This is a genomic window from Pseudomonas sp. SZ57 (genome assembly GCF_009495975.1).
Classification (GTDB): Bacteria; Pseudomonadota; Gammaproteobacteria; order Pseudomonadales; family Pseudomonadaceae; genus Aquipseudomonas; species Aquipseudomonas syringae.
The window spans coordinates 106938-129101 of record NZ_WIBD01000007.1; the positions used below are offsets into that span (position 1 = coordinate 106938).

Annotated in this window: 22 protein-coding genes; 9 read left to right on the forward strand and 13 right to left on the reverse strand. The window is 60.0% G+C overall.

From position 1 onward, the window contains the following. Positions 1–25: 25 nt before the first annotated feature. Positions 26–958: a D-2-hydroxyacid dehydrogenase gene (locus GE543_RS10025; RefSeq protein ID WP_153221360.1), complete on the forward strand. Its 933-nt coding sequence runs from the start codon at positions 26–28 to the stop codon at positions 956–958. 67 nt (positions 959–1025) lie between these two features. On the opposite strand, the gene GE543_RS10030 is transcribed toward GE543_RS10025, so the two are convergent. Further along, on the reverse strand, positions 1026–1619 hold the full coding sequence (locus GE543_RS10030) for a nitroreductase family protein (protein ID WP_003317403.1): 594 nt from the start codon (positions 1617–1619) through the stop codon (positions 1026–1028). A 210-nt stretch (positions 1620–1829) separates the two neighbouring features. Between GE543_RS10030 and GE543_RS10035 the strand changes: the two genes are divergently transcribed. Further along, a complete protein-coding gene (locus tag GE543_RS10035; RefSeq protein WP_153221361.1) occupies positions 1830–2279 on the forward strand; it encodes a YcgN family cysteine cluster protein in 450 nt (149 codons plus the stop codon). Between the two features lie 4 nt (positions 2280–2283). Here GE543_RS10035 and GE543_RS10040 read toward each other — a convergent pair whose 3' ends face one another. The 7 genes from GE543_RS10040 to GE543_RS10070 all read right to left on the reverse strand — a co-directional run bounded on the left by GE543_RS10040 (position 2284) and on the right by GE543_RS10070 (position 9161). Next, entirely contained in the window at positions 2284–2664 is a 381-nt protein-coding gene (locus tag GE543_RS10040; RefSeq protein WP_057405507.1) for a DUF2892 domain-containing protein, read from the reverse strand. 105 nt (positions 2665–2769) lie between these two features. Then, complete coding sequence (locus GE543_RS10045) at positions 2770–3270, reverse strand: RNA methyltransferase (RefSeq protein WP_057405505.1); 501 nt, start codon at positions 3268–3270, stop codon at positions 2770–2772. Between the two features lie 66 nt (positions 3271–3336). Then, on the reverse strand, positions 3337–4233 hold the full coding sequence (locus tag GE543_RS10050) for a copper resistance protein B (RefSeq protein ID WP_178118585.1): 897 nt from the start codon (positions 4231–4233) through the stop codon (positions 3337–3339). A gap of 8 nt (positions 4234–4241) precedes the next feature. After that, positions 4242–6020, reverse strand: a complete 1779-nt coding sequence (locus GE543_RS10055; protein ID WP_153221363.1) for a copper resistance system multicopper oxidase — start codon at positions 6018–6020, stop codon at positions 4242–4244. Between the two features lie 86 nt (positions 6021–6106). After that, positions 6107–6481, reverse strand: coding sequence for a YajD family HNH nuclease (locus GE543_RS10060; RefSeq protein WP_003317410.1), 375 nt, complete (start codon positions 6479–6481; stop codon positions 6107–6109). Between the two features lie 66 nt (positions 6482–6547). Next, entirely contained in the window at positions 6548–7024 is a 477-nt protein-coding gene (locus tag GE543_RS10065; RefSeq protein ID WP_003317411.1) for a cyclic nucleotide-binding domain-containing protein, read from the reverse strand. A 76-nt stretch (positions 7025–7100) separates the two neighbouring features. Beyond that, a complete protein-coding gene (locus GE543_RS10070) occupies positions 7101–9161 on the reverse strand; it encodes a S9 family peptidase (RefSeq protein WP_153221364.1) in 2061 nt (686 codons plus the stop codon). 132 nt (positions 9162–9293) lie between these two features. On the opposite strand from GE543_RS10070, the gene GE543_RS10075 reads away from it, so the two are divergent. The 3 genes from GE543_RS10075 to GE543_RS10085 all read left to right on the forward strand — a co-directional run bounded on the left by GE543_RS10075 (position 9294) and on the right by GE543_RS10085 (position 11218). Next, positions 9294–9770 (forward strand): hypothetical protein, encoded by a 477-nt coding sequence (locus GE543_RS10075; protein ID WP_003390927.1) that lies wholly within the window; start codon positions 9294–9296, stop codon positions 9768–9770. A gap of 76 nt (positions 9771–9846) precedes the next feature. Beyond that, a complete protein-coding gene (locus GE543_RS10080; protein WP_046236761.1) occupies positions 9847–10647 on the forward strand; it encodes a class II glutamine amidotransferase in 801 nt (266 codons plus the stop codon). 46 nt (positions 10648–10693) lie between these two features. Then, positions 10694–11218: a DUF2937 family protein gene (locus GE543_RS10085; RefSeq protein ID WP_003390926.1), complete on the forward strand. Its 525-nt coding sequence runs from the start codon at positions 10694–10696 to the stop codon at positions 11216–11218. A 37-nt stretch (positions 11219–11255) separates the two neighbouring features. Here the strand turns inward: GE543_RS10085 and GE543_RS10090 are convergent, their stop codons facing one another. The 3 genes from GE543_RS10090 to GE543_RS10100 all read right to left on the reverse strand — a co-directional run bounded on the left by GE543_RS10090 (position 11256) and on the right by GE543_RS10100 (position 14237). Next, positions 11256–11972 carry a WbqC family protein gene (locus GE543_RS10090; protein ID WP_046236762.1) on the reverse strand — a complete coding sequence of 239 codons (717 nt, stop codon included), beginning with the start codon at positions 11970–11972 and terminating at the stop codon, positions 11256–11258. A 201-nt stretch (positions 11973–12173) separates the two neighbouring features. Then, complete coding sequence (locus GE543_RS10095; protein ID WP_153221365.1) at positions 12174–13352, reverse strand: VWA domain-containing protein; 1179 nt, start codon at positions 13350–13352, stop codon at positions 12174–12176. A gap of 39 nt (positions 13353–13391) precedes the next feature. Further along, a complete protein-coding gene (locus tag GE543_RS10100; RefSeq protein ID WP_153221366.1) occupies positions 13392–14237 on the reverse strand; it encodes a MoxR family ATPase in 846 nt (281 codons plus the stop codon). Positions 14238–14443: 206 nt separating this feature from the next. On the opposite strand from GE543_RS10100, the gene GE543_RS10105 reads away from it, so the two are divergent. After that, entirely contained in the window at positions 14444–14674 is a 231-nt protein-coding gene (locus GE543_RS10105; RefSeq protein ID WP_153221367.1) for a DUF4160 domain-containing protein, read from the forward strand. Further along, entirely contained in the window at positions 14671–15159 is a 489-nt protein-coding gene (locus GE543_RS10110) for a DUF2442 domain-containing protein (RefSeq protein WP_024692255.1), read from the forward strand. The genes GE543_RS10105 and GE543_RS10110 overlap by 4 nt, the downstream gene beginning before the upstream one ends. Here the strand turns inward: GE543_RS10110 and GE543_RS10115 are convergent. Continuing rightward, positions 15156–16223 carry a DUF748 domain-containing protein gene (locus GE543_RS10115; RefSeq protein ID WP_153221368.1) on the reverse strand — a complete coding sequence of 356 codons (1068 nt, stop codon included), beginning with the start codon at positions 16221–16223 and terminating at the stop codon, positions 15156–15158. The genes GE543_RS10110 and GE543_RS10115 overlap by 4 nt on opposite strands. Positions 16224–16349: 126 nt before the next feature. Here GE543_RS10115 and cysK point away from each other — a divergent pair, with 126 nt between their 5' ends. Then, positions 16350–17324: a cysteine synthase A gene (gene cysK, locus GE543_RS10120; protein ID WP_153221369.1), complete on the forward strand. Its 975-nt coding sequence runs from the start codon at positions 16350–16352 to the stop codon at positions 17322–17324. 175 nt (positions 17325–17499) lie between these two features. Next, positions 17500–18438, forward strand: a complete 939-nt coding sequence (locus GE543_RS10125) for an aspartyl/asparaginyl beta-hydroxylase domain-containing protein (RefSeq protein WP_003415630.1) — start codon at positions 17500–17502, stop codon at positions 18436–18438. 66 nt (positions 18439–18504) lie between these two features. On the opposite strand, the gene GE543_RS10130 is transcribed toward GE543_RS10125, so the two are convergent. After that, a complete protein-coding gene (locus tag GE543_RS10130) occupies positions 18505–21981 on the reverse strand; it encodes a PAS domain-containing hybrid sensor histidine kinase/response regulator (protein WP_153221370.1) in 3477 nt (1158 codons plus the stop codon). Positions 21982–22164 lie beyond the last annotated feature (183 nt).

Here is a 22164-nt window from a genome sequence, read left to right on the forward strand (position 1 = left end):
GTCCTGTTTTTAAGGTTTTTGAAACATGCGCGTTCTGATTGCCGAGCACGATTACCACGTTTACACCCAATTGTTGCGCAAGGCTGCGCCTGATCTGGAAGTTTTCAGCACTGGCGATTCTGCCGAGTTGTCGCGCATGGCCAGCGACTGCCCGGTCTGGCTGGGACAGCCCGACCTGATGGCCAATCTGCTGCGGCAGGGGCACGCGCCGCAATGGCTGCAATCCACCTGGGCGGGCATCACACCGCTGCTGGCTGACAGCCTGTCGCGGGACTATCGCCTGACCCGTGCAGTCGGGATTTTCGGTCAGGTCATGGCTGAATTCGTTTTGACCTACATGCTCGGCCATGAGCGTGAGGTGCTGGCGCGCCTGATGAGTCAGGTCGAGCGCAAGTGGGACAACCGCACCGGGCAGAGCCTGGCGGGCCGCAAGGCATTGATCGTCGGTGCCGGTGATATCGGTCAGCGCGTTGCCGAGTTCCTCCTGCCGTTCGGCGTGCAGGTGTACGGTGTGGCCTCCAGTGCGCGCACTCAGGAGCCGTTCATTGAAGTGACGGCGTTGTCAGACATGACGCGTCTGCTCGGCGAGATGGATTACGTCATCAACCTGCTGCCCAACACGCCCGAGACGCACGACCTGTACGACGCCAGGTTGTTCGCCAGCTTCAAGCCCACGGCGCTGTTCATGAATGTCGGACGCGGGGTCGCGGTCGTCGATGCGGATCTGGTCGAGGCGTTGAAGGAAGGGCATCTGGCTGGCGCGGTGATTGACGTCTGCCGTCAGGAGCCTTTGCCGCAGCGGCATCCGTTCTGGACTGCCTACGGTCTGCTGTTGACCGGTCACAGCTCGGCGCCTACCTCGCCAGTGGCCATGACCGAGCTTTTCGTGCATAACCTGAACGCTTTTCAGGCGGGAGAAGCGCTGCGCGGAGAGGTCGATTTTTCGCGAGGTTACTGACGCCCTTGCCAACGAGCCGACGTGTCAGGCGTCGGCTCGCAGGCATCGATTACTGCAACCAGTCGGTTTACAGCGAAAAATCACCTTCGGCGGCCAGTTCTGCCAGCGGCTTGCGCGGGCTTGGCACTTCGCGGCCTTGCAGGTAGTCCGGCAAGGTCGATTTGTCCCCCAGCTTGCCAATCGCGATGGCCGCATGCACTGCGTAGCCTTCAGGAATATTCAGTTCCTTGCGGGTCAGATCCTGATCGAAACCGGCCATGCCGTGGGTGTGCCAGCCGCTCAGGCTGGCCTGCAGTGCCAGGTAACCCCATGCCGAACCCGTGTCGAAGGTGTGCCATAGAGCCGGGCTCTCTTCGCTTGCGCCTGGGGCGACGAAGGTGGTCTTGGAAATGACGATCACCAAGGCTGCCGCGTGTTGCGCCCAACTGCGGTTGAACTCGTTCAGCAAGCCCAGATAACGCTCCCAGTTCGGCGTATCGCGACGTGCATAGAGAAAGCGCCAGGGCTGCGAGTTATACGCCGAGGGCGCCCAGCGTGCGGCTTCGAAAAAGCTCAGCAGGGTTTCCTGGTCGATGCTTTCGCCGCTGAAGGCACGTGGCGACCAGCGCTCGGTGAATTGCGGGTCGATAGGGTGATCGGCGATGCGAGGGTTCGTGCTCATGAGAGTCCTTGATAGCGAAGGTTGAAAACGAGCGTGGCTTGATGGGCCGTGGTCGGCAGGCATCGCTTGAACGCACTGAAAACCCGTTAACGCTACTGTTTTGCCCCGTCGCTGACAAGTCCCGGCTACCGGCAGTCGCAAGTGCTTGGCCCGCACCCCGTGTACCTCTAGACTGGCGGCCTTTTCATTATCGATACCGTTATCCGAACCATGGCCGCTAAAGTTGAACCCTTCTGGATTCGCAAGACCCTTGACCAGCTCGACACCCAAGAGTGGGAGTCGTTGTGCGATGGCTGTGGCCTGTGCTGCCTGCAGAAGCTTGAGGATGAGGAAGACAACGCGGTTTATTACACGCGAATTGCCTGCAAGCTGCTGGATCTGAAAAACTGCCAGTGTTCCGACTACGCAAACCGTCGTGCTTCGGTGCCCGATTGCATTCAGCTGACGCCCGGTCAGGCAGATGAATTCAAATGGCTGCCGCCAACCTGCGGCTATCGTCTGGTCAGCGAGGGCAAGGATTTGCCGCTCTGGCACCATCTGGTGTGCGGTGATCGCACGGCCGTGCATCACGAACGCATCTCCCAGTCAGGCCGCATGCTCAGCGAGAACAATGTGGCCGAGGACGACTGGGAGGATTACCTGATTTTTCGCGCGGGTTGAACGCTTAAATGACCGGCTTTGGCTCGGTCAGCGCTTCCACGCCTTTGGCAGCCGCCGTCTTCACGGCATCTTCAGCGTCGTCCTTGAGGTTATTCAGTTGCGCACCGGCACGTTCGATGGTCGAGCGTGCGCTTTGCAGATCGCTGCGGCCTTTTTCCATCAGGCTCTTGGCCGAGCAGTGGCCACTGATGCCGCGCGCCAGGGCCGCGCCGCCGATTGCCAATTGGATCAGGCCCAGAAAGCCGCCACGACGGACGCCTTTACCCATCAGCAGTACGCCGCCAGCCAGCGAGCCGATACGCTCCCAGCCGTTTACGTTCTGCTCGGGGGTGCGTTGAAGCAGTTCAGGTGTGTCGATGCGTTCGATGATTGGTGTGTCGCGCATGATGGCTCTCCATGAGGTAGTAGGTCGGAGTTGGCAGATTGGAAGCAGTTGCTCGATTCAGAGAAACTGACTGCCCGTCCGCGACACTGGTTCAATGCTTTTCCGTCAGCGGTCGCTGGCCGGATCAATTTTCTCGCGACCGAACTGCGGGCCCGAACGGGTATTGATACCTTTGGCCATGCGGTCATAGAGGACCACATTGACGGTCGCCGCCAGATTCATGCAGCCCTCGGTCGGGATATAGACCACGTCTTCACACCAGTCGCGAATCTGCTGATCCAGCGAGCCATCTTCCGGGCCGAAGATATACAGTGCGCGATCAGGGTGCGTGTATTCGGGCAGCGCACGGGCGCCGTCGACCAGTTCGACAGCCACCGGAATGCAACCCAGCGGCAGAATGCTTTTGAGGTCTTCGATGCCGATCAGCGGGATGTCCTGATGGATTTTCTTGGTGTCGGTGATGAAGTCCCGCGCGCGCTCATAGCGTTTACCGGTATAGAACACCGACGCCACGCCGTAACAGCCGGCGGCACGCATGACGGAGCCGACGTTTTCCGGGGACTTGGGGTTGTAAAGACCGATGCAGGCGTACCGTTTGTTGGCCACGGGGAGGGTGCTCTGAAGAAAACCGGGGATTATACGGCAGCCTCAGAGCAATGCCATTGACTGTGTTCAGAACCACATGCGCACGCCGACCACCAGTCGCGCGTCCTGGGTGTCCTCGTCGTCCTCGCGCGCGTAATCGGCGGTCTTGCCGTAGGAGCGGTCCCAGCTCACGCCGATGTAAGGTGCGAATTGCGGGATGATTTCGTAGCGCAGCCTGAGGCCGAACTCGCTGGTCGACAGGCCCGAACCATTGCCGCGTTGCGGGTCGTTCTTGCCGTAGAAGTTCAGCTCAGCGGTGGGTTGCAGCACCACATTGCTGGTCAGCTGGAGGTCGTAGTCGGCTTCCAGGCGAGCGGCGGTCTGCCCGGCTTCGCCGATGAACGCGGTGGCCTCGATATCCAGATCCGAAATGGCTTGGCCCTGCAGGCCGAAGGCGGCCCAGGTTTGCGGTGCGCCCGGCTTGAAATCCTGACGTGCTCCGGCGACCACGTCCCACCAAGGGCTGATCGAGTGGCCCCACAACGCCTGGATTTCCGCTTCTTCGGTCTTGCCGTTGGTTCGCTCACCTTCGGAGCGCAGCAGCAGGCGGTCGATATCACCGCCAATCCAGCCGGACAGGTCCCAGGCCAGCGCGCTGCCGTCGTTGGCGTCCTGCCATTCCAGCTTGTCAGCCAGGAAGTAACTGTTGATGGCGCTGTCATGGACCTGATGGCCGGCGTGGCTGGTGTACACCGCAGCCCGGTCCGCATCAGTGATCGGCGGGATCGGGGTTCGGCTCTGGGCGGGCGCAACCTGTGTCGAGGGCGCGTCCTCGCTGTCGCTGGCGTCCATGTGCATTTCGTGGCTGCCGTGGTCCATGCCTTCCATTCCGGCGGCCATGCTCGAGGTCCACGGTGCAGCGGTCAGCCCGGCGGCCAGCAGCAGCATCGGCAGGCGGGGCGAATTCAGCGTTCTGCTCAACATCAAGGTCCTCATTCTTCCACCCGCACTTCGCGGAACATGCCCATTTCCATGTGGTACAGCATGTGGCAGTGATAAGCCCAACGGCCCAGCGCATCGGCGGTCACGCGGTAGCTGCGGCGTGACCCCGGTGGCATGTCGATGGTGTGTTTGCGCACCATGAACCGGCCGTTTTCATCTTCGAGGTCGCTCCACATGCCATGCAGATGGATGGGGTGGGTCATCATCGTGTCGTTGACCAGCACGACACGCACCCGCTCGCCGTATTTGAGCATCAACGGTTTGGCGTCCGAGAACTTCACACCGTCGAATGACCAGGCGTATTTTTCCATGTGCCCGGTCAGGTGCAGTTCGATCGTGCGGCTCGGCTCACGGCCGTCCGGGTCTTCGAAGGTGCTGCGCAGGTCAGCGTAGGTCAGGACTCTGCGGCCATTGCCCCGGAGGCCGATGCCCGGATCGTCGAGCTTGGGCGAGGTGCTCATGGCTTGCATGTCGACCAGTGGGTTGTTGTTTTCGCTTTCTGGGTGCGATTGCGGGGTCGGCGTTTTGTTGGCCGGCATCTGCGCGTGGTCCATTGCGGGCATCGCGTCGTGGCCCATCTTGCTGTGGTCCATGCCTGACATGTCGTGCGTTGCCGGGGCTGCGGGGTGGTTCATGCTGCCATGCTCCATGCCCGCCATACCCATATCGTCCATGCTCAACAGCGGGCGTGGATCGAGGGGCGGAACGGCAGCCTGCAGGCCGGGCCTGCTGGCCAGGGTGCCGCGGGCGTAACCGGTGCGGTCCATCGACTGGGCGAACAGGGTATAGGCACCTTCCGCCGGTTCGACAATCACGTCGAAGGTTTCCGCCACTGCGATGCGCAACTCGTCGACGGTCACCGGCTTGACGTGCTGGCCGTCGCTGGCCACCACGGTCATCTTCAGGCCCGGAATGCGCACGTCGAAGTACGTCATTGCCGAGCCGTTGATCAGCCGCAGTCGGATCCGCTCGCCAGGCTTGAACAGCCCGGTCCAGTTCATGTTCGGCGCCTGACCGTTCATCAGGTAGGTGTAGGTCGCACCGCTGACATCCGCCAGATCGGTCGGGTCCATTCTCATCTTCGCCCACATCCAGCGATCCCTGGTGGTCTCGCTCCAGCCTTTTTCACCCACGTCGTTGATGAAGTCGCCGACGGTGCGCTGGTTATTGTTGTAGTAATCGGACTGTTTCTTGAGCGTTTTCATCAGTTGGACCGGCTCTTCGTCGGTCCAGTCGCTGAGCATGATCACGTGTTCGCGGTCGTATTCGAACGGCTCCGGCTCTTTCGCGTCGATCACCAGCGGCCCGTAGACCCCCGACTGTTCCTGGAAGCCGGAGTGGCTGTGATACCAGTAGGTGCCGTGCTGCCTGACCTTGAAGCGGTAGACATACAGGCCATCCGGCGCAATGCCGTCAAAACTCAACCCCGGCACGCCGTCCATGTTGGCCGGCAGGATGATGCCGTGCCAATGGATGGATGTGGCTTCGTCTAGCCGGTTCTTGACCCTCAGGGTCACTGTGTCGCCTTCGCGCCAGCGCAGCAGCGGGCCAGGGATGCCGCCGTTGATGGTCTGCGCGGTCCTGGCACTGCCGGTGATGTTGACCTGAGTTTCGCCGATATACAGATCGAACTCGGTGCCGGACAACCCGTTGGGCTGCCCCGGATTGGCCACTGCCCACGCCGGGCTGCGCCACAGCCCAAGGCCGCCGAGCAGGCCACTGGCGGCCAGCCCTTTTACAAAGGTTCGTCTTGAGGTTCGGGTGGGCATGACAAAGTATCCGGTCGGTCGGGTGGTCGCAGGCCAGGGGAAGTGCGGGTCGGGCGGGGGAGCGTGGCTGGTCGGTGGTGCCGAGGTCACTCGTCCTTTTTCATCAGCCCGGCCAGTGCGGCGAACGGGTTGTGAGTGGCCTTGGCGGTTTTCGGACTGCCCAGAGAGCCATCGGCGAAGTACTGCTGGTCGGTGTAGCGCGAGTGCTCGTTATCGTGGCAATACAGGCACAGCAGCTCCCAGTTGGAGCCGTCCTGCGGGTTGTTGTCATGGTTGTGGTCGCGGTGGTGTACGGTCAGTTCGCTGAGGCGTTTGCCTGCGAACTCGCGCGCGCAGCGGCCGCAAACATGCGGGTACATGCGCAGCGCCTTGTCGCGGTAGCCCATCTCGCGATCGCGCTGGGCGTCGGCCAGGATGCGGTCCAGCTTGGCAGTATGGGAAGGGGGATTGGCCGTGCTCATGGTGTCACCTGTGCGTGTGCGCATTGAAAGCGGAATATCGGCAAGTTTAGCGCCAGATGGGCAAACTCACACCTGCTGGGAGAGTAATTGACCATCGACCATGCGCAGGCGCTTGGACAACGAGATGGCCAGGGCGCGAATGATCTTGGCGGCGATTTTTGGCGCGTCCTCGAGCATCTTGTCCAGTGAATCACGGCCCAGGTTCAATAGCTGGCAACTGGTGGCTGCAACACAACTGGCCGAGCGGCGCTCGCCATCCAGCACCGCCATTTCCCCAAAGGCGCGTCCGCGCCGCAGAACGGCGATTTCCACCTGTTGGCCGTCTGCAGCAAGCTTCTGCACAGACACGGTGCCCTGATGGATGATGCACATGAAGGTTCCGGCATCGCCCTCGGCGAAAATAGTCTCGCCCTTATCGATATCGGTAATGCTGAAATAGCCGGCTACGGTAAAGAAATCGCCCGGCAGCAGCGTGTCGAACAGGCCGCAATCCAGCAGCATGTCGCGTATGGCGTTGTTCAGGTTGGACAGTGGTTCTGACATGTGAGGTCTGGTAATCCTGACAAAGGGGCAACTCCGCTGCCCCCGATCCTAGTAAGACAGGTGTTTCACACCAAGTTCATTCAGCGATCTGCAATACCTTGAAGATAAACGCGTACTCCAGCGCCACGTCACGCAAGCCCTGATAGCGACCGCTCATGCCACCGTGCCCGGCACCCAGTTCGGTCTTGAGCAGCAGCGGATTGTCGTCGGTCTTGGTGGCGCGCAATTTCGCGACCCATTTGGCGGCTTCCCAATACTGCACGCGGCTGTCGTTGTAACCGGCGATGACCAGCATGGCCGGGTAGGCCTGAGCCGTGACGTTTTCGTAGGGCGCGTAGGCCTTGATGCGCGCGTAGACCTCGGGCTCCTGCGGGTTGCCCCATTCGTCGTATTCGGTGACGGTCAGCGGCAGGTCCGGGTCGAGCATGGTGTTCAGCACATCGACGAACGGCACTTCTGCTATCGCTGCCTTGAACAGCTCGGGCCGCTGGTTGAGCACCGCACCGATCAGCAGGCCGCCGGCGCTGCCACCGCTGATCACCAGTTGTTCAGCGCTGGTCAGACCCTGAGCGACAAGGTGTTCGGCGCAGGCAATGAAATCGCCGAAGGTGTTCTGTTTGTGTTCCTGCTTGCCGTTGCGATACCAGGCCTCGCCCAGCTCGCCGCCGCCGCGCACATGGGCAATGGCGAACGCCACGCCACGGTCGAGCAGGCTCAGACGGGCGTGGGAAAACCACGGGTCGAGGCTCTCGCCATAGGCGCCGTAGCCGTACAGATACAGCGGGGTGGCCTGTCCGGCCAGTTCGCGCTTGACCACCAGGCTGATCGGCACCTGGGCGCCATCGCTGGCCGTGGCCCACAAACGCTGGCTGACGTAGGCATCGGCGTCGAAGGTGCCCAGTACCGGGGTTTCCTTGAGTACCACTTGCTCGCCGCTGGCCAGGGTCAGTTGACGGACCTGGGCCGGACGGTTCAGCGACTGGTAGCGCAAGCGAATTTTGTCGCTGTCGAATTCCAGCGTGTCCTGCACATACAGGCTGTACGCGGCGTCAGGCAGCTGCACGCGATAGGTCGGCAGCGCCTGCGGACGTACTTCGATGATCGGCAGGCCGCCCTCGCGCAGGCTCAGGCTGATGCCTTTGGCGTTGAGGCTGACGCCTTCGAGCATGACCTTGTCGTCGTGCGCGACCAGCGTCTGCCAGTCCTCGCGCACCGGTACGCCACTGGCTTGTTGCGCTGCGTGATACAGCGCGAAGTTGATGCCGCTCTGATTGCTGCGGATGAACCAGGTCCAGACGCCATCGAGCAACCCGTGGTCTGGATAGTATTCGTGACCTTCGCTGCGCGGTGCGAGACAGGTGAAAGCCTGCTGCGGATGATCGGCGTCGAGCACCCAGGCTTCGCTGGTGGTTTTGCTGTTGAGCAGAATGATCAGTTGGCGCTCGGAGCTGCTGCGGAAACAGTGCAGGAAGAAGCGGCCGTCCGGCTCGTCGAACACCAGCTCGGCTGATGCCGTGCCCAGGGTATGGCGATGCAGCTTGCCCGGGCGATGGGTTTCGTCCAGCTCGCCGAAAAACAGGGTCTGGCTGTCGTTGGCCCAGGTCATGCTGCCGTCGCAGTTTTCGAAGGGCAGGCTGCTGATCTGACCGGTGCTCAGTTCCTTGACGTAAAGCTCGTACACCTCGTCGCCACTGGTGTCCAGGCTGTAGGCCAGACGCTGGTGGTCAGGGCTGATGCTGAACGCGCCCAGCGAGAAAAAGCCGCCATCGGCCATCTCGTTAGGGTCGAGCAACAATTCCTCGGCGCTTTCATCCACCGTGTTGCTGTCGTCGGCCGGGCGCGGGCAGCGGTAGTGCCGGGCGTATTCGTCGCCTTGTGTGGTGCGGGTGTAATAAAGGTACGCGCCCCAGGGGGAGGGCAGCGACAGGTCGGTTTCGAGGATGCGGCCCTTGATTTCCTCGAACAGGCTTTCGCGCAACCCGGTCTGCTCTGCCAGTTGCTGCTCCTGCCAGGCGTTTTCGGCCTTGAGGTAGTCGAGCACTTCGTCGGTGTCGCGGTTCTGCAGCCAGGCATAAGGGTCGGGACCGTCGGCCTTGCGAGCGATCGGGGCGCTGGAGGTTGCATTCGAGAAGGACATGCTGGGCTCTCTGTTAAGGCATCAATCAGGAAAATATCGGTACACGCTGAACCGAATACTGAAGCGAGGCAAGCCGCGTCAGGCAAAAGCCGTTATCATAAGCGCCTCTTTACCTGGCTTACCACGGACGTCATGACCGAAAACGACTATCTGATCGCCTGGAGCGTCTACGCCTTCGCCGCGTTGGGTTGCCTGCTGGTATGGTTTCTGATGACCCGCTGGATGTGGCGGTATCTCAAGGAGCCGTTGCTGGTGGCGGTCGCGGTGCTGCTGTTTACGCCGACCATGGTTGACCCTGCCAAGGACGCGATGGCGCCAGCCGTGGCGATCACAGCGCTCGACCTGATGTTCAAGGTCGGCAGCAATATCTGGACCGCCGTGTCGGACCTGGCCATGTACGGCATGTTCGCCTTCGCCGCGTACCTGCTGTTCGTGCTGATCCGCTGGCCGATCGAACGCAGCCGCAAGGCCCGCCAGCCCAAGCCTGCCGCTCAGCCTGTCGAAACAGACCCTGCTGACGAACCTTTCGCCGAAGACGATCACTACGCTCGCAAGAACGCTGCGCCTCTTGCGCCGACCAGGGCTGCGCGGGTCGAGCCGCGGCTGTAGCTCCCGCTTCGTTGGCAAGCGCCGCTACTTGCGGCGCATGACCTGCTGCAAAACGTCTTGAAGCGAGAACCTGAGCATGTGTGAACTACTGGGCATGAGCGCCAATGTCCCGACCGACATAGTCTTCAGCTTTACCGGGCTGATGCAGCGGGGCGGCCGCACCGGTCCGCATCGCGATGGCTGGGGCATTGCCTTCTACGAGGGCCGTGGCCTGCGTCTGTTTCAGGACCCGGCAGCCAGCAGTGAATCGGAAGTCGCACAGCTGGTGCAGCGTTATCCCATCAAGAGCGAAGTCGTGATTGGCCATATTCGTCAGGCCAACGTCGGCAAGGTCTGCCTGTCCAATACCCATCCTTTCGTGCGCGAACTCTGGGGCCGTAACTGGTGCTTTGCGCATAACGGTCAGCTGGCGGATTTCACCCCGGGCGTTACCTTTTATCGGCCGGTGGGCGATACCGACAGCGAAGCGGCATTCTGCGACCTGCTCAATCGCGTCCGCGAAGCCTTTCCCGAGCCCGTCGACGTCGAGGAATTGCTGCCTACGCTGATCCAGGCGTGTGCCGAATATCGCAGCAAAGGCGTGTTCAACTGCCTGTTGAGCGACGGTGACTGGCTGTTTTGCTTTTGCAGTACCAAACTGGTTCAGATCACCCGCCGAGCTCCGTTTGGTCCGGCAAGGTTGAAAGATGTCGACGTGATTGTCGATTTTCAGGCTGAAACCACACCGCATGACGTGGTCACGGTCATCGCGACCGAACCCTTGACCGAGAACGAAAACTGGAACCGCTATGAACCGGGCCAGTGGAGCCTGTGGCGCAAGGGCGAGAGCGTGGCGCAAGGTTCGGTCGACACCGCGACCGAGACGGCCAGGCCGTAAGACACCATCACATCGGCTTAATGGATAAAAAAGAAGAGGGATATTGATGCTGCGAAGTTATCTGCGATTGGTCCTGTTCACCATGGGCCTGCTGTTCGGGGTACAGATTCCCGGTTTCATCAGTGATTACAGCAAGCGTGTCGAAGCGCATCTGATCGAGGCGCAACAAGCCGTCAAGGGCTATACCGCCACTGCGCAGCAGTTCTTCAAGGGCGATATCCAGGCGCTGATCCAGCACTATCGCAGCAGTGAAGACCCGGTCTTCCGCAGCGATGCGGACACCATCGACACCCTGATGAACCGCACGCACATTCTTGAGCGTCAGTGGCTCGGGCTTCAGGGGCCTTGGTATTCCAAAGCCATCTTCGTGGCTACCTCTTCCGATCCGGATATCCGTCGCGAAACCTTCAATGGTTATACGTGGCAAGTTCTGCTGGCCCCCGAAGTCATTGCCTGGGGCATCATCAGTGCATTGCTGCTGGCGCTGGTGATCGAAAGCTTCGTGCTGTTGCTTGGCTGGGTCGTCCACGGCGGACGACGTAAGCCTCAGCTCGAACGCGACTGGAATTGACTGTGGGGCGGGGCGTAGCGAAACATCGGCGGGCAGTTCATATGACTGCCCGTGTTTCATTACGTAGATAGGCGAGTACTGTTTCAGGTGCGTTCCACATCAGCACGTCGATGATTGAAAGGTTTTCGACGAAATTCAGAGGTCCCGTGGAATAACTGAATGAAGCGGGCTCGAGAAACCTCAGTTCTATGCCTCGTTCCTGCCATTCGCCGGGTATGAAAATTTCGCGTCCACCTGTTGCGTTGATGTACTGACGCGCACCCAGCACCGTGCTTATTTCCAGCGCCCATTGGCCTGCATGTTCAATGGGCGGCAGATCAAGGTTCATCGCTGCACAGCTTTCCCAGTCAAAGCTCATGCCTAAATACTCGCAGACCACTTTCAGCGCGCGTGTATTGAGTTCACACAGGTGGGTGGCAGGCGTGCCGAATGTCTGCTCGACCACCTGCAAGGTTTCCCGGAAGTAGGGTGCCTTGCTTCGATAGTGTTCAAGCTGATTCGTGATTCGTCGGTGGGCACAGGCAAGGTCGATGATGGTCGCGTCCTTGATCAGTGCGCCCTCGCTGACACAGACCGGAACATTGATGTATTGCCAGTCGCCTTTGCTACCCAGTACCCGATTGCGGTTCATCCAGCTTTTGCGTTTGTATTTGACGATGTCAAAGACCAGCCCGCGCTGGACCGCCGCAATGAGCTGGAAGTAACCGATGTAGGGGAAAAAGTAAGGCTGCATGATCCCGAGCGTTTCGTTCATAAGTAACCCGCGACGTCGCGACGGCTGCTCAGGCAAAACGATGGAGTAACTGCAAAACGACCTACTCAATCAGCGCTTTTCCGTCTGATTGGTTGTGTGGAACTGTCAGCGTAGTTCGGGTGTTCAAAATGATCATGCTGCTGGTCGGGTGGTACCGGCCGGTTGATGACCGGCTTGTACAGCATTGGCAGCAGCCTTATTTCATTTCGCCAGGTAACGCATGCCTTCTTCCAGACCGCTAAGGGTTAGCGGATACATCTGCCCCTCGATCAAATCACGCACGATATGCGTCGAGGTGGTGTAGTCCCAGGCATCTTTCGGGTAGGGATTGATCCAGATGATCTTCTTGAATTTGCCCATGAAGCGCTGCATCCATACATAGCCCGCCTCTTCATTCCAGTGTTCGACGCTGCCGCCGGGCTGGGTGATTTCATAGCGCGCCATCGAGGCGTCGCCGATGAAAATCACTTTGTAGTCCTCGCCATACTTGTGCAGCAGGTCCTGGGTGGCGGTCCGCTCCGAGCTTCTGCGCTGGTTGTTCTTCCACACCGATTCATAGATGAAGTTATGGAAGTAGAAATACTCCATATGCTTGAACTCGGTCTTGCACGCGGAGAACAGCTCTTCACAGACCTTGACGTGCGAATCCATCGAGCCACCGATGTCGAACAACAGCAATAACTTGATGGTGTTGCGCCGCTCCGGACGCATCTGAATGTTCAGCAGGCCCGCATCGCGTGCGGTGTGATCGATGGTGCTGTCGATGTCCAGTTCATCCGCGGCACCCTGACGAGCGAACTTGCGCAGGCGACGCAGGGCCACCTTGATATTGCGCGTCCCCAGCTCAACCTGATCATCCAGATTCTTGTACTCGCGCTGGTCCCAGACTTTGACGGCCTTGCCTTTGCGCTCGCCTGCATCGCCGACTCGGATGCCCTCCGGGTTATAGCCACCCGAACCGAACGGGCTGGTGCCACCGGTGCCGATCCATTTGTTACCACCGGCATGGCGTTCCTTCTGTTCTTCCAGGCGTTTCTTGAACTCCTCGATCAGTTTGTCGAGGCCGCCCAGCGACTGGATCTGCGCGCGTTCCTCGTCCGTCAGCGAACGCTCGAACTCTTTGCGCAGCCAGTCTTCCGGGATCAGCGCCTGCAAATGCTCGTCGAGATTTTCCAGGCCATTGAAATATGCGCCGAAGGCCCGGTCGAACTTGTCGAAATGGCGCTCGTCCTTGACCAGAATCGTGCGCGCCAGGAAGTAGAACTCATCGATGTCGGCGAACACGACCCGCTGTTTCAGCGCATTGATCAGGTCCAGCAGTTCACGCAGAGACACCGGCACTTTGGCTGCGCGCATTTCGTTGAACAGGTTGAGCAGCATGGCTGTCGCCCTTTTACATGGCAGGTTGGATAGACACGATCAGCGGTTGCCGCGACGGCTCATGAACGCCAGACGTTCCAGTAAGTGCACGTCCTGCTCGTTCTTGACCAGCGCGCCGGCCAGTGGCGGAATCGCCTTGGTCGGGTCGCGTTCGCGCAGCACGGCTTCACCGATGTTGTCGGCCATCAGCAGCTTCAGCCAGTCGACCAGCTCGGAAGTGGAGGGCTTCTTCTTCAGCCCAGGTACTTTGCGCACGTCGAAGAATACGTCCAGCGCTTCGCTCACCAGGTCTTTCTTGATGTCCGGGTAATGCACATCGACGATGCGTTGCAGCGTGGCCCGATCCGGAAAGGCGATGTAGTGAAAGAAGCAGCGACGCAGAAAGGCATCCGGCAGCTCTTTCTCGTTGTTGGAGGTAATGATGATGATCGGTCGCTTTTTGGCCTTGATGGTTTCATCGATCTCGTAAACGTAGAACTCCATCTTGTCGAGTTCCTGCAACAGGTCGTTGGGGAACTCGATATCGGCCTTGTCGATTTCGTCGATCAGCAGAATCACACGCTCCTCGGACTCGAAGGCTTCCCAGAGCTTGCCCTTTTTCAGGTAGTTGCGTACGTCGTTGACCTTGTCGACGCCCAGTTGCGAGTCGCGCAGACGACTCACCGCATCGTACTCGTACAGACCCTGATGGGCCTTGGTCGTGGACTTGATATGCCAGGTAATCAGTTTCGCGCCGAAGGACTCGGCCAGTTGCTCGGCGAGCATGGTCTTGCCGGTGCCGGGCTCGCCCTTGACCAGCAATGGACGCTCCAGCGTGATGGCCGCGTTGACCGCCAGCTTGAGATCGTCAGTGGCAACGTAGGCCGGCGTACCTTCGAACTTCATTGATCCATCCTTTTCGCGTGGGCGCGCGTAACCGGTCGGCACGCACGCCGTAAGAGGGGCAAGCAATGCCCTGACTATAACGTGGCGGCCCGATGGCTGTGAACGAAGACGCCTCATTCAGTTCTTGAATGGCGCGTCACGCTGTGACCGGGTCTAAATTGTAACGCTGCTTCTGGTATGGCTAATTTGGCGATACTGTGCGTGCCATGCCGACCAAATACAGATTCGGGGATAAATACAGGATTCAGCGGAGAGAAAAAGACCACCTGCCGCCGAATGTTCACCTGACCGGTGGAGGGCTGGACGTGCTGATTTGCCTTGAGCTTGTAGAGCCCACGCGCGGAACCGCACCGGCTGTTGTGTTAAGGGAAGCTCTTGAATGGATACGAACTCACCGCAACGAACTGATGGAGGAATGGAAACGATGGCATCCATGAAACGCCCACGGCTCAAGGAGGTTCAGGCCCAGTCTGGTTATCGACTGGCCTTGACGTTCATCGACGATCAGCAATTCGTGCTCGACATGAGCGCGGATGTGCAGACTTTTCCTGGGTTACGGCCTTTGATCGCTGCCGATGCCTTTGCCCAGGCCCAGGTGGGCGATGATGGCTGGACGGTTGAATGGCCGGAGCCGGATATCCAGATCGGTGCCGATACCTTGTACCTTGACGCTCAGGCTCAAGCGGCCACCGATGAAAACACGCGTATTTTCATCGGGTGGCGTGCCCGCACGGGTTTGCCCCTGGCTCAAGCCGCACAAGCATTGGGTGTCAGCCCGCGCAGCATCACCCGCTACAGCAACTCCCGCGAGCCGACACCACGCACCCTGGCGCTGGCTTGCCTTGGCTGGGATGCATTGCAGCAACAGGCACAGGCCGCCGAAGAGCGGGGTGTATACGGCACAGACAAAAAAACACGCTAGGAACCCTTGCTGCTCTCATAGCGCGCATTGAATGCCTGCACGAACGCATTGCGCAGGATCTGCAGAAACGCCTGGAAGCCGCTGATGTCCTGCTGATGGACACTGCCGCTGAGGTCGACGCGTGTGGCGAACTGGTTTTCCCGCTGGTTTTTCAATACGGTTTCGCTGGTGCCGACCAGCGCTTCCCAGATCGATCGGAAAACACCCTTGTCCTTGTTTTCCACATCCTGCTGCCAGTTGAACACGTCCACGTTGCGCAGCAGCGGCTTTATATAGCCCTTGAGCTGGCCCTTATCGGCCTGCGCTTCAATCACCACGTCGCCATCGCCAGCGTTGAAATCGAACTTACCGTAGGCCGACGAGAAGTCGTTGAGTTTCTTGAGCTGGATGCCGGTGGCGCGCAGTTTGAAGTCAAAGTTTTCAAAGTTGCTGAACGGGTCGAATCTGGCTGAGCTTTCCAGATCGGCGTGGCCCAGCAGACGCGCCTTGCCCTTGAACTCGGCGTCGCGATTGCCTTCCACGTCGACCACATTGGTCAGGTTGTAGATGCTGGCATTGACCTGATCCGCCTCGATTTTTACCTTGGGCGTGGAGTTGAAGTTATTGAACGTGATGCGCCCGTCGTCGATGCGCAACTCGTTGAGGGTGATAGGCAGCAGCTTGTTCATCTGGGTACGCCAGTCGGTGCCCTGACCGGTCTGCGAGTCCTGCTTGCTGCCGCCGTCCACGAAGTTGATCTGCGGGCCGGTGAACAGGGCTTTTGCGACCACTGCATGGTCATACCAGAGTGAATGCCAGCTGACTGCCAGTTCGATCATCGGCGCGTCGAAGAAGGGCACCGGAACCTTGCCATCGGTCTTGACGATCTTCAGCCCCTTGATCCGGTACGCCCCTCGCCACAGTGCCAGGTCCACGTCGGTGATCTCGCCTCGGTAGTCACCCATGTCGGCCAGTTTGTCGTTCAGATAGTCACGCACCAAGTATGGCAGGGCGATATTGACAGCGACCAGCAGGACTATCAGAGCGGCCAGGGTCCATAGCGGCCAGCTGTAGCGACGTTTCATGACATGAGTCTCCTGTTTCAATGATGGATTGACTGCTCGCGCCGTCATCCGTTCGGTCAGACTGGACGCCCCACAGTTGGCGGCATAGGCTTTGGGTCTTTAACCGATGTGCACAAGGACACCCTCATGAGCCGTATCTACGCTGATAACGCCCATTCCATCGGTAATACGCCGCTGGTGCAGATCAATCGTATCGCGCCACGCGGTGTCACCATTCTGGCCAAGATCGAAGGGCGTAATCCGGGTTATTCCGTCAAATGCCGTATCGGCGCCAACATGATCTGGGACGCCGAAAGCAGCGGCAAGCTCAAGCCGGGGATGACCATCGTCGAGCCAACCTCGGGCAACACCGGCATCGGTCTGGCCTTCGTTGCCGCTGCCCGTGGCTACAAACTGATGCTCACCATGCCTGCTTCCATGAGCATAGAACGTCGCAAGGTACTCAAGGCACTGGGCGCAGAACTGGTGCTGACCGAAGCGGCCAAGGGGATGAAAGGCGCGATTGCCAAGGCCAAAGAACTGCTGGCAGGCGACCCCGAGCACTATTTCATGCCGGCGCAATTCGAGAACCCGGCCAACCCGGCCATCCATGAAAAAACCACTGGCCCGGAGATCTGGGCAGACACCGACGGTGCCATCGACGTCCTGGTGGCAGGCGTAGGAACTGGCGGGACTATCACCGGTATCTCCCGGTATATCAAGCACACCGAAGGCAAACCGATCCTGTCGGTCGCGGTCGAGCCGGACGGTTCGCCGATCATCACCCAGGCGATGGCCGGTGAAACGATCACCCCCAGCCCACACAAGATTCAGGGCATCGGCGCCGGCTTCATCCCGAAAAACCTCGACCTGTCGATTGTCGACCGGGTAGAGCGTGTCACCGATGAAGAGTCCAAGGCCATGGCGCGGCGTCTGATGCAGGAGGAGGGCATTCTGTGCGGTATTTCCTGCGGCGCGGCAATGGCGGCGGCCGTCCGTCTGGCTGAAAAGCCGGAGATGCAAGGCAAGACGATCGTGGTGGTGCTGCCGGACTCCGGCGAACGTTACCTGTCGAGCATGCTGTTCAGCGATCTGTTTACCGATCAGGAGCTTTCCCAGTAACACATCTTCGCAAGTGCGCACTTCATGCGGGCAACGCAAGGGTTTATGATGGCCAGCTTACGACTCGCCGGACGATCAGCGCTGTCCGCCCGGCGCTCCAGTCATTATTCAGAATCATGCATCAGCACTGCCCGCGTGACGTTTGGCGTTATCTGCCCGCTTCAAGGAGAGCTTCATGACCCTTTCATTTGTTGCCAAGGCATCGATCCTGATGCTGTTTCTGGGCAGCACGCTGTACGTTCATTTGCGCGGTCGTGCCCGATTGCCTCTGTTGCGGCAGTTCGTCAACCATTCGGCATTGTTCGCACCGTACAACGCACTGATGTATCTGTTTTCCCGCGTGCCGTCCGAGCCGTATCTGGACCGCAGCAAATTCCCTGAACTGGACGTCCTCAAGGACAACTGGGAAACCATTCGCGACGAAGCCATGCACCTGTTCGACGAAGGCTATATTCGTGCGGCGGAGAAGAACAACGACGCCGGTTTTGGCTCGTTCTTCAAGAAGGGCTGGAAGCGCTTTTACCTGAAGTGGTACGACAAGGCCTTGCCGTCTGCCGAGGCGCTGTGCCCGAAAACCGTCGAACTGGTCAACAGCATTCCCAACGTCAAGGGCGCGATGTTCGCGCTGTTGCCGGGTGGCAGTCACCTCAATCCGCACCGCGATCCGTTTGCCGGCTCGCTGCGTTATCACCTGGGCCTGTCCACGCCCAACTCCGATGACTGCCGGATCTTCGTCGATGGCAAGGAGTACGCCTGGCGTGACGGTCAGGACGTCATGTTCGATGAGACCTACGTTCACTGGGTCAAGAACGAGACCGACCAGACCCGTGTGATTTTATTCTGTGACATCGAGCGTCCACTGACCAACCGCTTCATGACCCGTATCAACCGCAGCGTCAGCGCGTTTTTGGGCCGCGCCACCGCCCCGCAGAATCTCGACGACGAGCGCGTCGGCGGAATCAACCAGGCGTATGCGTTCAGCAAGCGTTTCAGTGATGGCTTCAGTGGCAAGGTCAAGCAGTTCAAGCGCGCCAACCCCAAGGCTTATCGCATATTGCGCCCTGTTCTGGCAGTGGCGGTACTGACGCTGCTGGGCTACTGGTTGTTTGGTTAAGCGACAGTGTTTCCGGTTTTCCCCTGATCCGGTTGATCGTGGCCTCTGCGAACAACCGGCATTCCGTTACCCGTCCAGACTCACATGCCGGCTCAACAGTGCGCGAAGCGCTGCAGGCTTGACCGGCTTGGGCAGGTAATCGAGCCCTGCCGCGTGCACCTGAGCGATCAACTCCGCACGCCCATCGGCACTGATAAGCACGCCCGGCACCGGTTGACCCAGTCGGGTACGCAGCCAGGCCATGAGTTCAGTACCGGTTTCGCCTTCATCAAGATGGTAATCCACCAGGGCAATCTGCGGCCGGACGCCATTGTTCAGCAGCGCTTCGCATTCCTGGCGATTGCGCGCGGTCCAGACCTGACAGCCCCAGCGTGACAGCAGACTGTGCATACCGATCAGGATGCTGTCTTCGTTGTCGACACACAGCACCTGCGTACCGTTCAGTGCGGGGCGGCTGACCTCAGGCAGTGTCGCGGGGACTGTCGCCTGGGGCGCGGCCAGCGGAACCCGTACGCTGAACACGCTGCCTTTGCCGGTCCAGGAGCGCACCTGCAAAGGATGCTCGAGAATGCGGCACAAACCATCGGCAATCGCCAGCCCCAGACCCAGCCCCTTGGCCGCGTGAGTCTTGTGGCTGTCGAGGCGTTTGAATTCTTCGAAGATCACCTTGCGCTTGTCTTCGGGAATGCCCGGACCGCGGTCCCAGACTTCCAGGCTCAGGCTGTCACCGTAGCGCCTGACACCCAGCAGAATAGGGCCTTTGGCATAGCGGAAAGCGTTGGTCAAAAAGTTCTGCAGCACCCGGCGCAACAGCTTGATATCGCTGTCGACGCGCAGTGAACTGCCCCTCACACGAAAACTCAGACCCTGCTCCTGGGCCAGCGCCTTGAATTCGGCACCCAGGGTGTCAAACAGCGCGCTGAGCGGGAACGGCTGACGGTCCGGGGTGATCTTGCCGTTTTCGATGCGGGAAATGTCCAGCAGATCGCTGATCAGGTCTTCGGCAGAGCGCAGCGAGCTGTCCAGGTGCCGAACCAGTTGCTGGGCGTCGCTGGAAATCCCTTCCTGCTGATGTGACAGCGCAGCGGAGAACAGCCGTGCAGCGTTCAAAGGCTGCATCAGGTCATGACTCACCGCGGCCAGGAAACGGGTTTTCGATTCGTTGGCGGCTTCAGCGGTGCCCTTGGCTTCGGTCAGCGCCTGGTTGAGCTGGGACAATTCGTGGGTACGTGCGGCTACCCGCTGCTCAAGGCTTTCATTGACGCCTTTGAGGGCGTGTTCGGCAGCGCGGAACTCGGTGATGTCGGTGAAACTCATGACGAACCCGCCGCCCGGCATCGGGTTGCCAATCAGCTCGATCACCTGCCCATTGGGAAACAACCGCTCCGAGGTGTGAGCGCGGCCCTGGCGCATCCAGTGCAGACGCCGCGCAACGTGAACCTCTGCCTCGCCCGGCCCGCAGAGTCCGCGCTCGGCGTTGTAACGGATAATGTCGGCAATCGGCCGGCCAACGCCGATCAGGCCTTCAGGGTAATTGAACAGCTCAAGGTAGCGACGATTCCAGGCCACCAGCCGCAAGGACTGGTCGACCACGCTGATGCCCTGGGTAATGTTTTCGATGGCCCCCTGCAGCAGCGCACGGTTGAACTGCAGGACTTCGGAGGCTTCGTCGGCGATGCGTACGACGTCTTCCAGCTGCATGTCGCGACCTTCGATAGCAGCCTTGACCACCGCGCGGGTCGAAGAGGTGCCGAGCACGCCGGCCAGCAGTCGCTCGGTATGCGCGATCCATTCACCGTCGGCATTCAGGCTGGGGTTGAAACCCTTGCCCTGCCGTTGGGCGAAGCGGATGAAACTCTGCCGCGCGCGGTCCTCACCGACGAAGCGTGCCGACAGGCTGAGCAGGTCCTCGATCTGTACCGCAAGCAGCGGGCGGCTGAAGTCGCGTCCCTGGGTTTCCTGGCCGATGAAACGACCCGCCTGCCAGTGCTCGGCCACTCGCGTGCGCGACAGCATCGACACCCAGGCGAACAACGTGCAGTTGCCGGCCATCGACAGCACCACGCCCTGGGTCATCGGCGAGATAGGCAGGTCGAACGGGTTGCTGTGCAGCCAGGAGAGCAGTGGGAAAGTGCTCAAAGACCAGCCCATGCCATGCGCCGCCACCGGCAGCACGAGGGTGTAGAACCAAATGAAGATACCGGCCGCCAGGCCTGCAAATACACCACGCCGATTGGCCTGCTTCCAGTACAGCGCACCGAACATCGCGGGAGCCAGCTGGGTGATCGCGGCAAAGGCGATCTGGCCGATGGTCGCCAGACTGGCCGTCGACCCGAGCATCCGGTAGCTGACGTAGGCCAGCAGGAGAATCATCACAATGCTGATGCGCCTGACAGAAAGCATCCAGTGGCGGAACGCTTCGAACGGCCGCTCGGTGTTTTTGCGTCTTAACAGCCATGGCAGCAGCATATCGTTGGAAATCATCGTCGACAGCGCCACGCAGGCGACGATCACCATGCCGGTTGCCGCCGATGCTCCGCCGATGAAGGCCAGCAGCGCGAGTGACGGGTGAGCGTGCGCCAGCGGCAGGCTGATCACGAACGAGTCGGGCAGCATGGAGCCGGGCAGGAGCATTTGTCCGGCCAGTGCAATCGGCACCACGAACAGCGCAGCCAGCGCCAGATAGGCCGGGAACACCCATTTGGCGAGATTCAGGTCCTGAGGCTCGATGTTCTCGACCACCGTCACGTGGAACTGGCGGGGCAGGCAGACAATCGCCATCATCGCCACGCCGGTCTGCACGAACATCGACGGCCAGTTGATCGTGTCTTTCCAGTATTCCTCGAGGCGTGGCGCGAGTTTGGCCTGATTGAACAGGTCGTCGAATCCGTCATACAGGCCGAACGTGACGAATACGCCTACCGCCATGAACGCAAACAGCTTGACCAGCGCCTCGAAAGCAATGGCCAGCACCATGCCGCGATGGTGTTCGGTGACATCCAGATTGCGTGCGCCGAAGACGATGGTGAACAGCGCGAGAATCAGCGACACCACCAGCGCGGTGTCCTGCGCGCGGGTGCCGGTGGAGTCAGCCACGGCACCGATCAGGATATTCACCCCCAGCACGATGCCTTTGAGCTGCAACGCGATGTACGGCAGCATGCCGATCAGGCAGATCAGCGCCACCATCACCGCCAGGGACTGGGACTTGCCATATCGAGCCGCGATGAAGTCGGCAATTGAAGTGATATTTTCCTGCTTGCTGATCAGCACCATTTTTTGCAGTACCCAGGGCGCCAGTACCATCAGCACGATGGGCCCCAGATAAATCGGCAGAAACGACCATAACTGCTCGGCGGCCTGACCCACTGCGCCGAAAAACGTCCAGCTGGTGCAGTACACCGCCAGCGACAGGCTGTAGACCCAGGCGCGCATGGTCGGGCGCAGCGACGCACTGTATCGGTCGCCGTAGAAGGCGATGGCGAACATGATGGCCATATAGGTAAGAGCAACGGCCGCAATCAGCCCGCTGGACAGCGACATATCAAATTCCACACCGTATCGATAACGCGCAGTCTCGCACGATGGCCGCGCTTCGTCTTTGTCGACCAAGGTCGAGCGTGGCGCGGTGTCGCAGCTGCCCCGACAAAGCCCGAAGTGATAAAAATAGCGACACAGGTTTTGTAAAAGAAAATGTCCTATCGACATTCGGCGGCGTTACGTCTT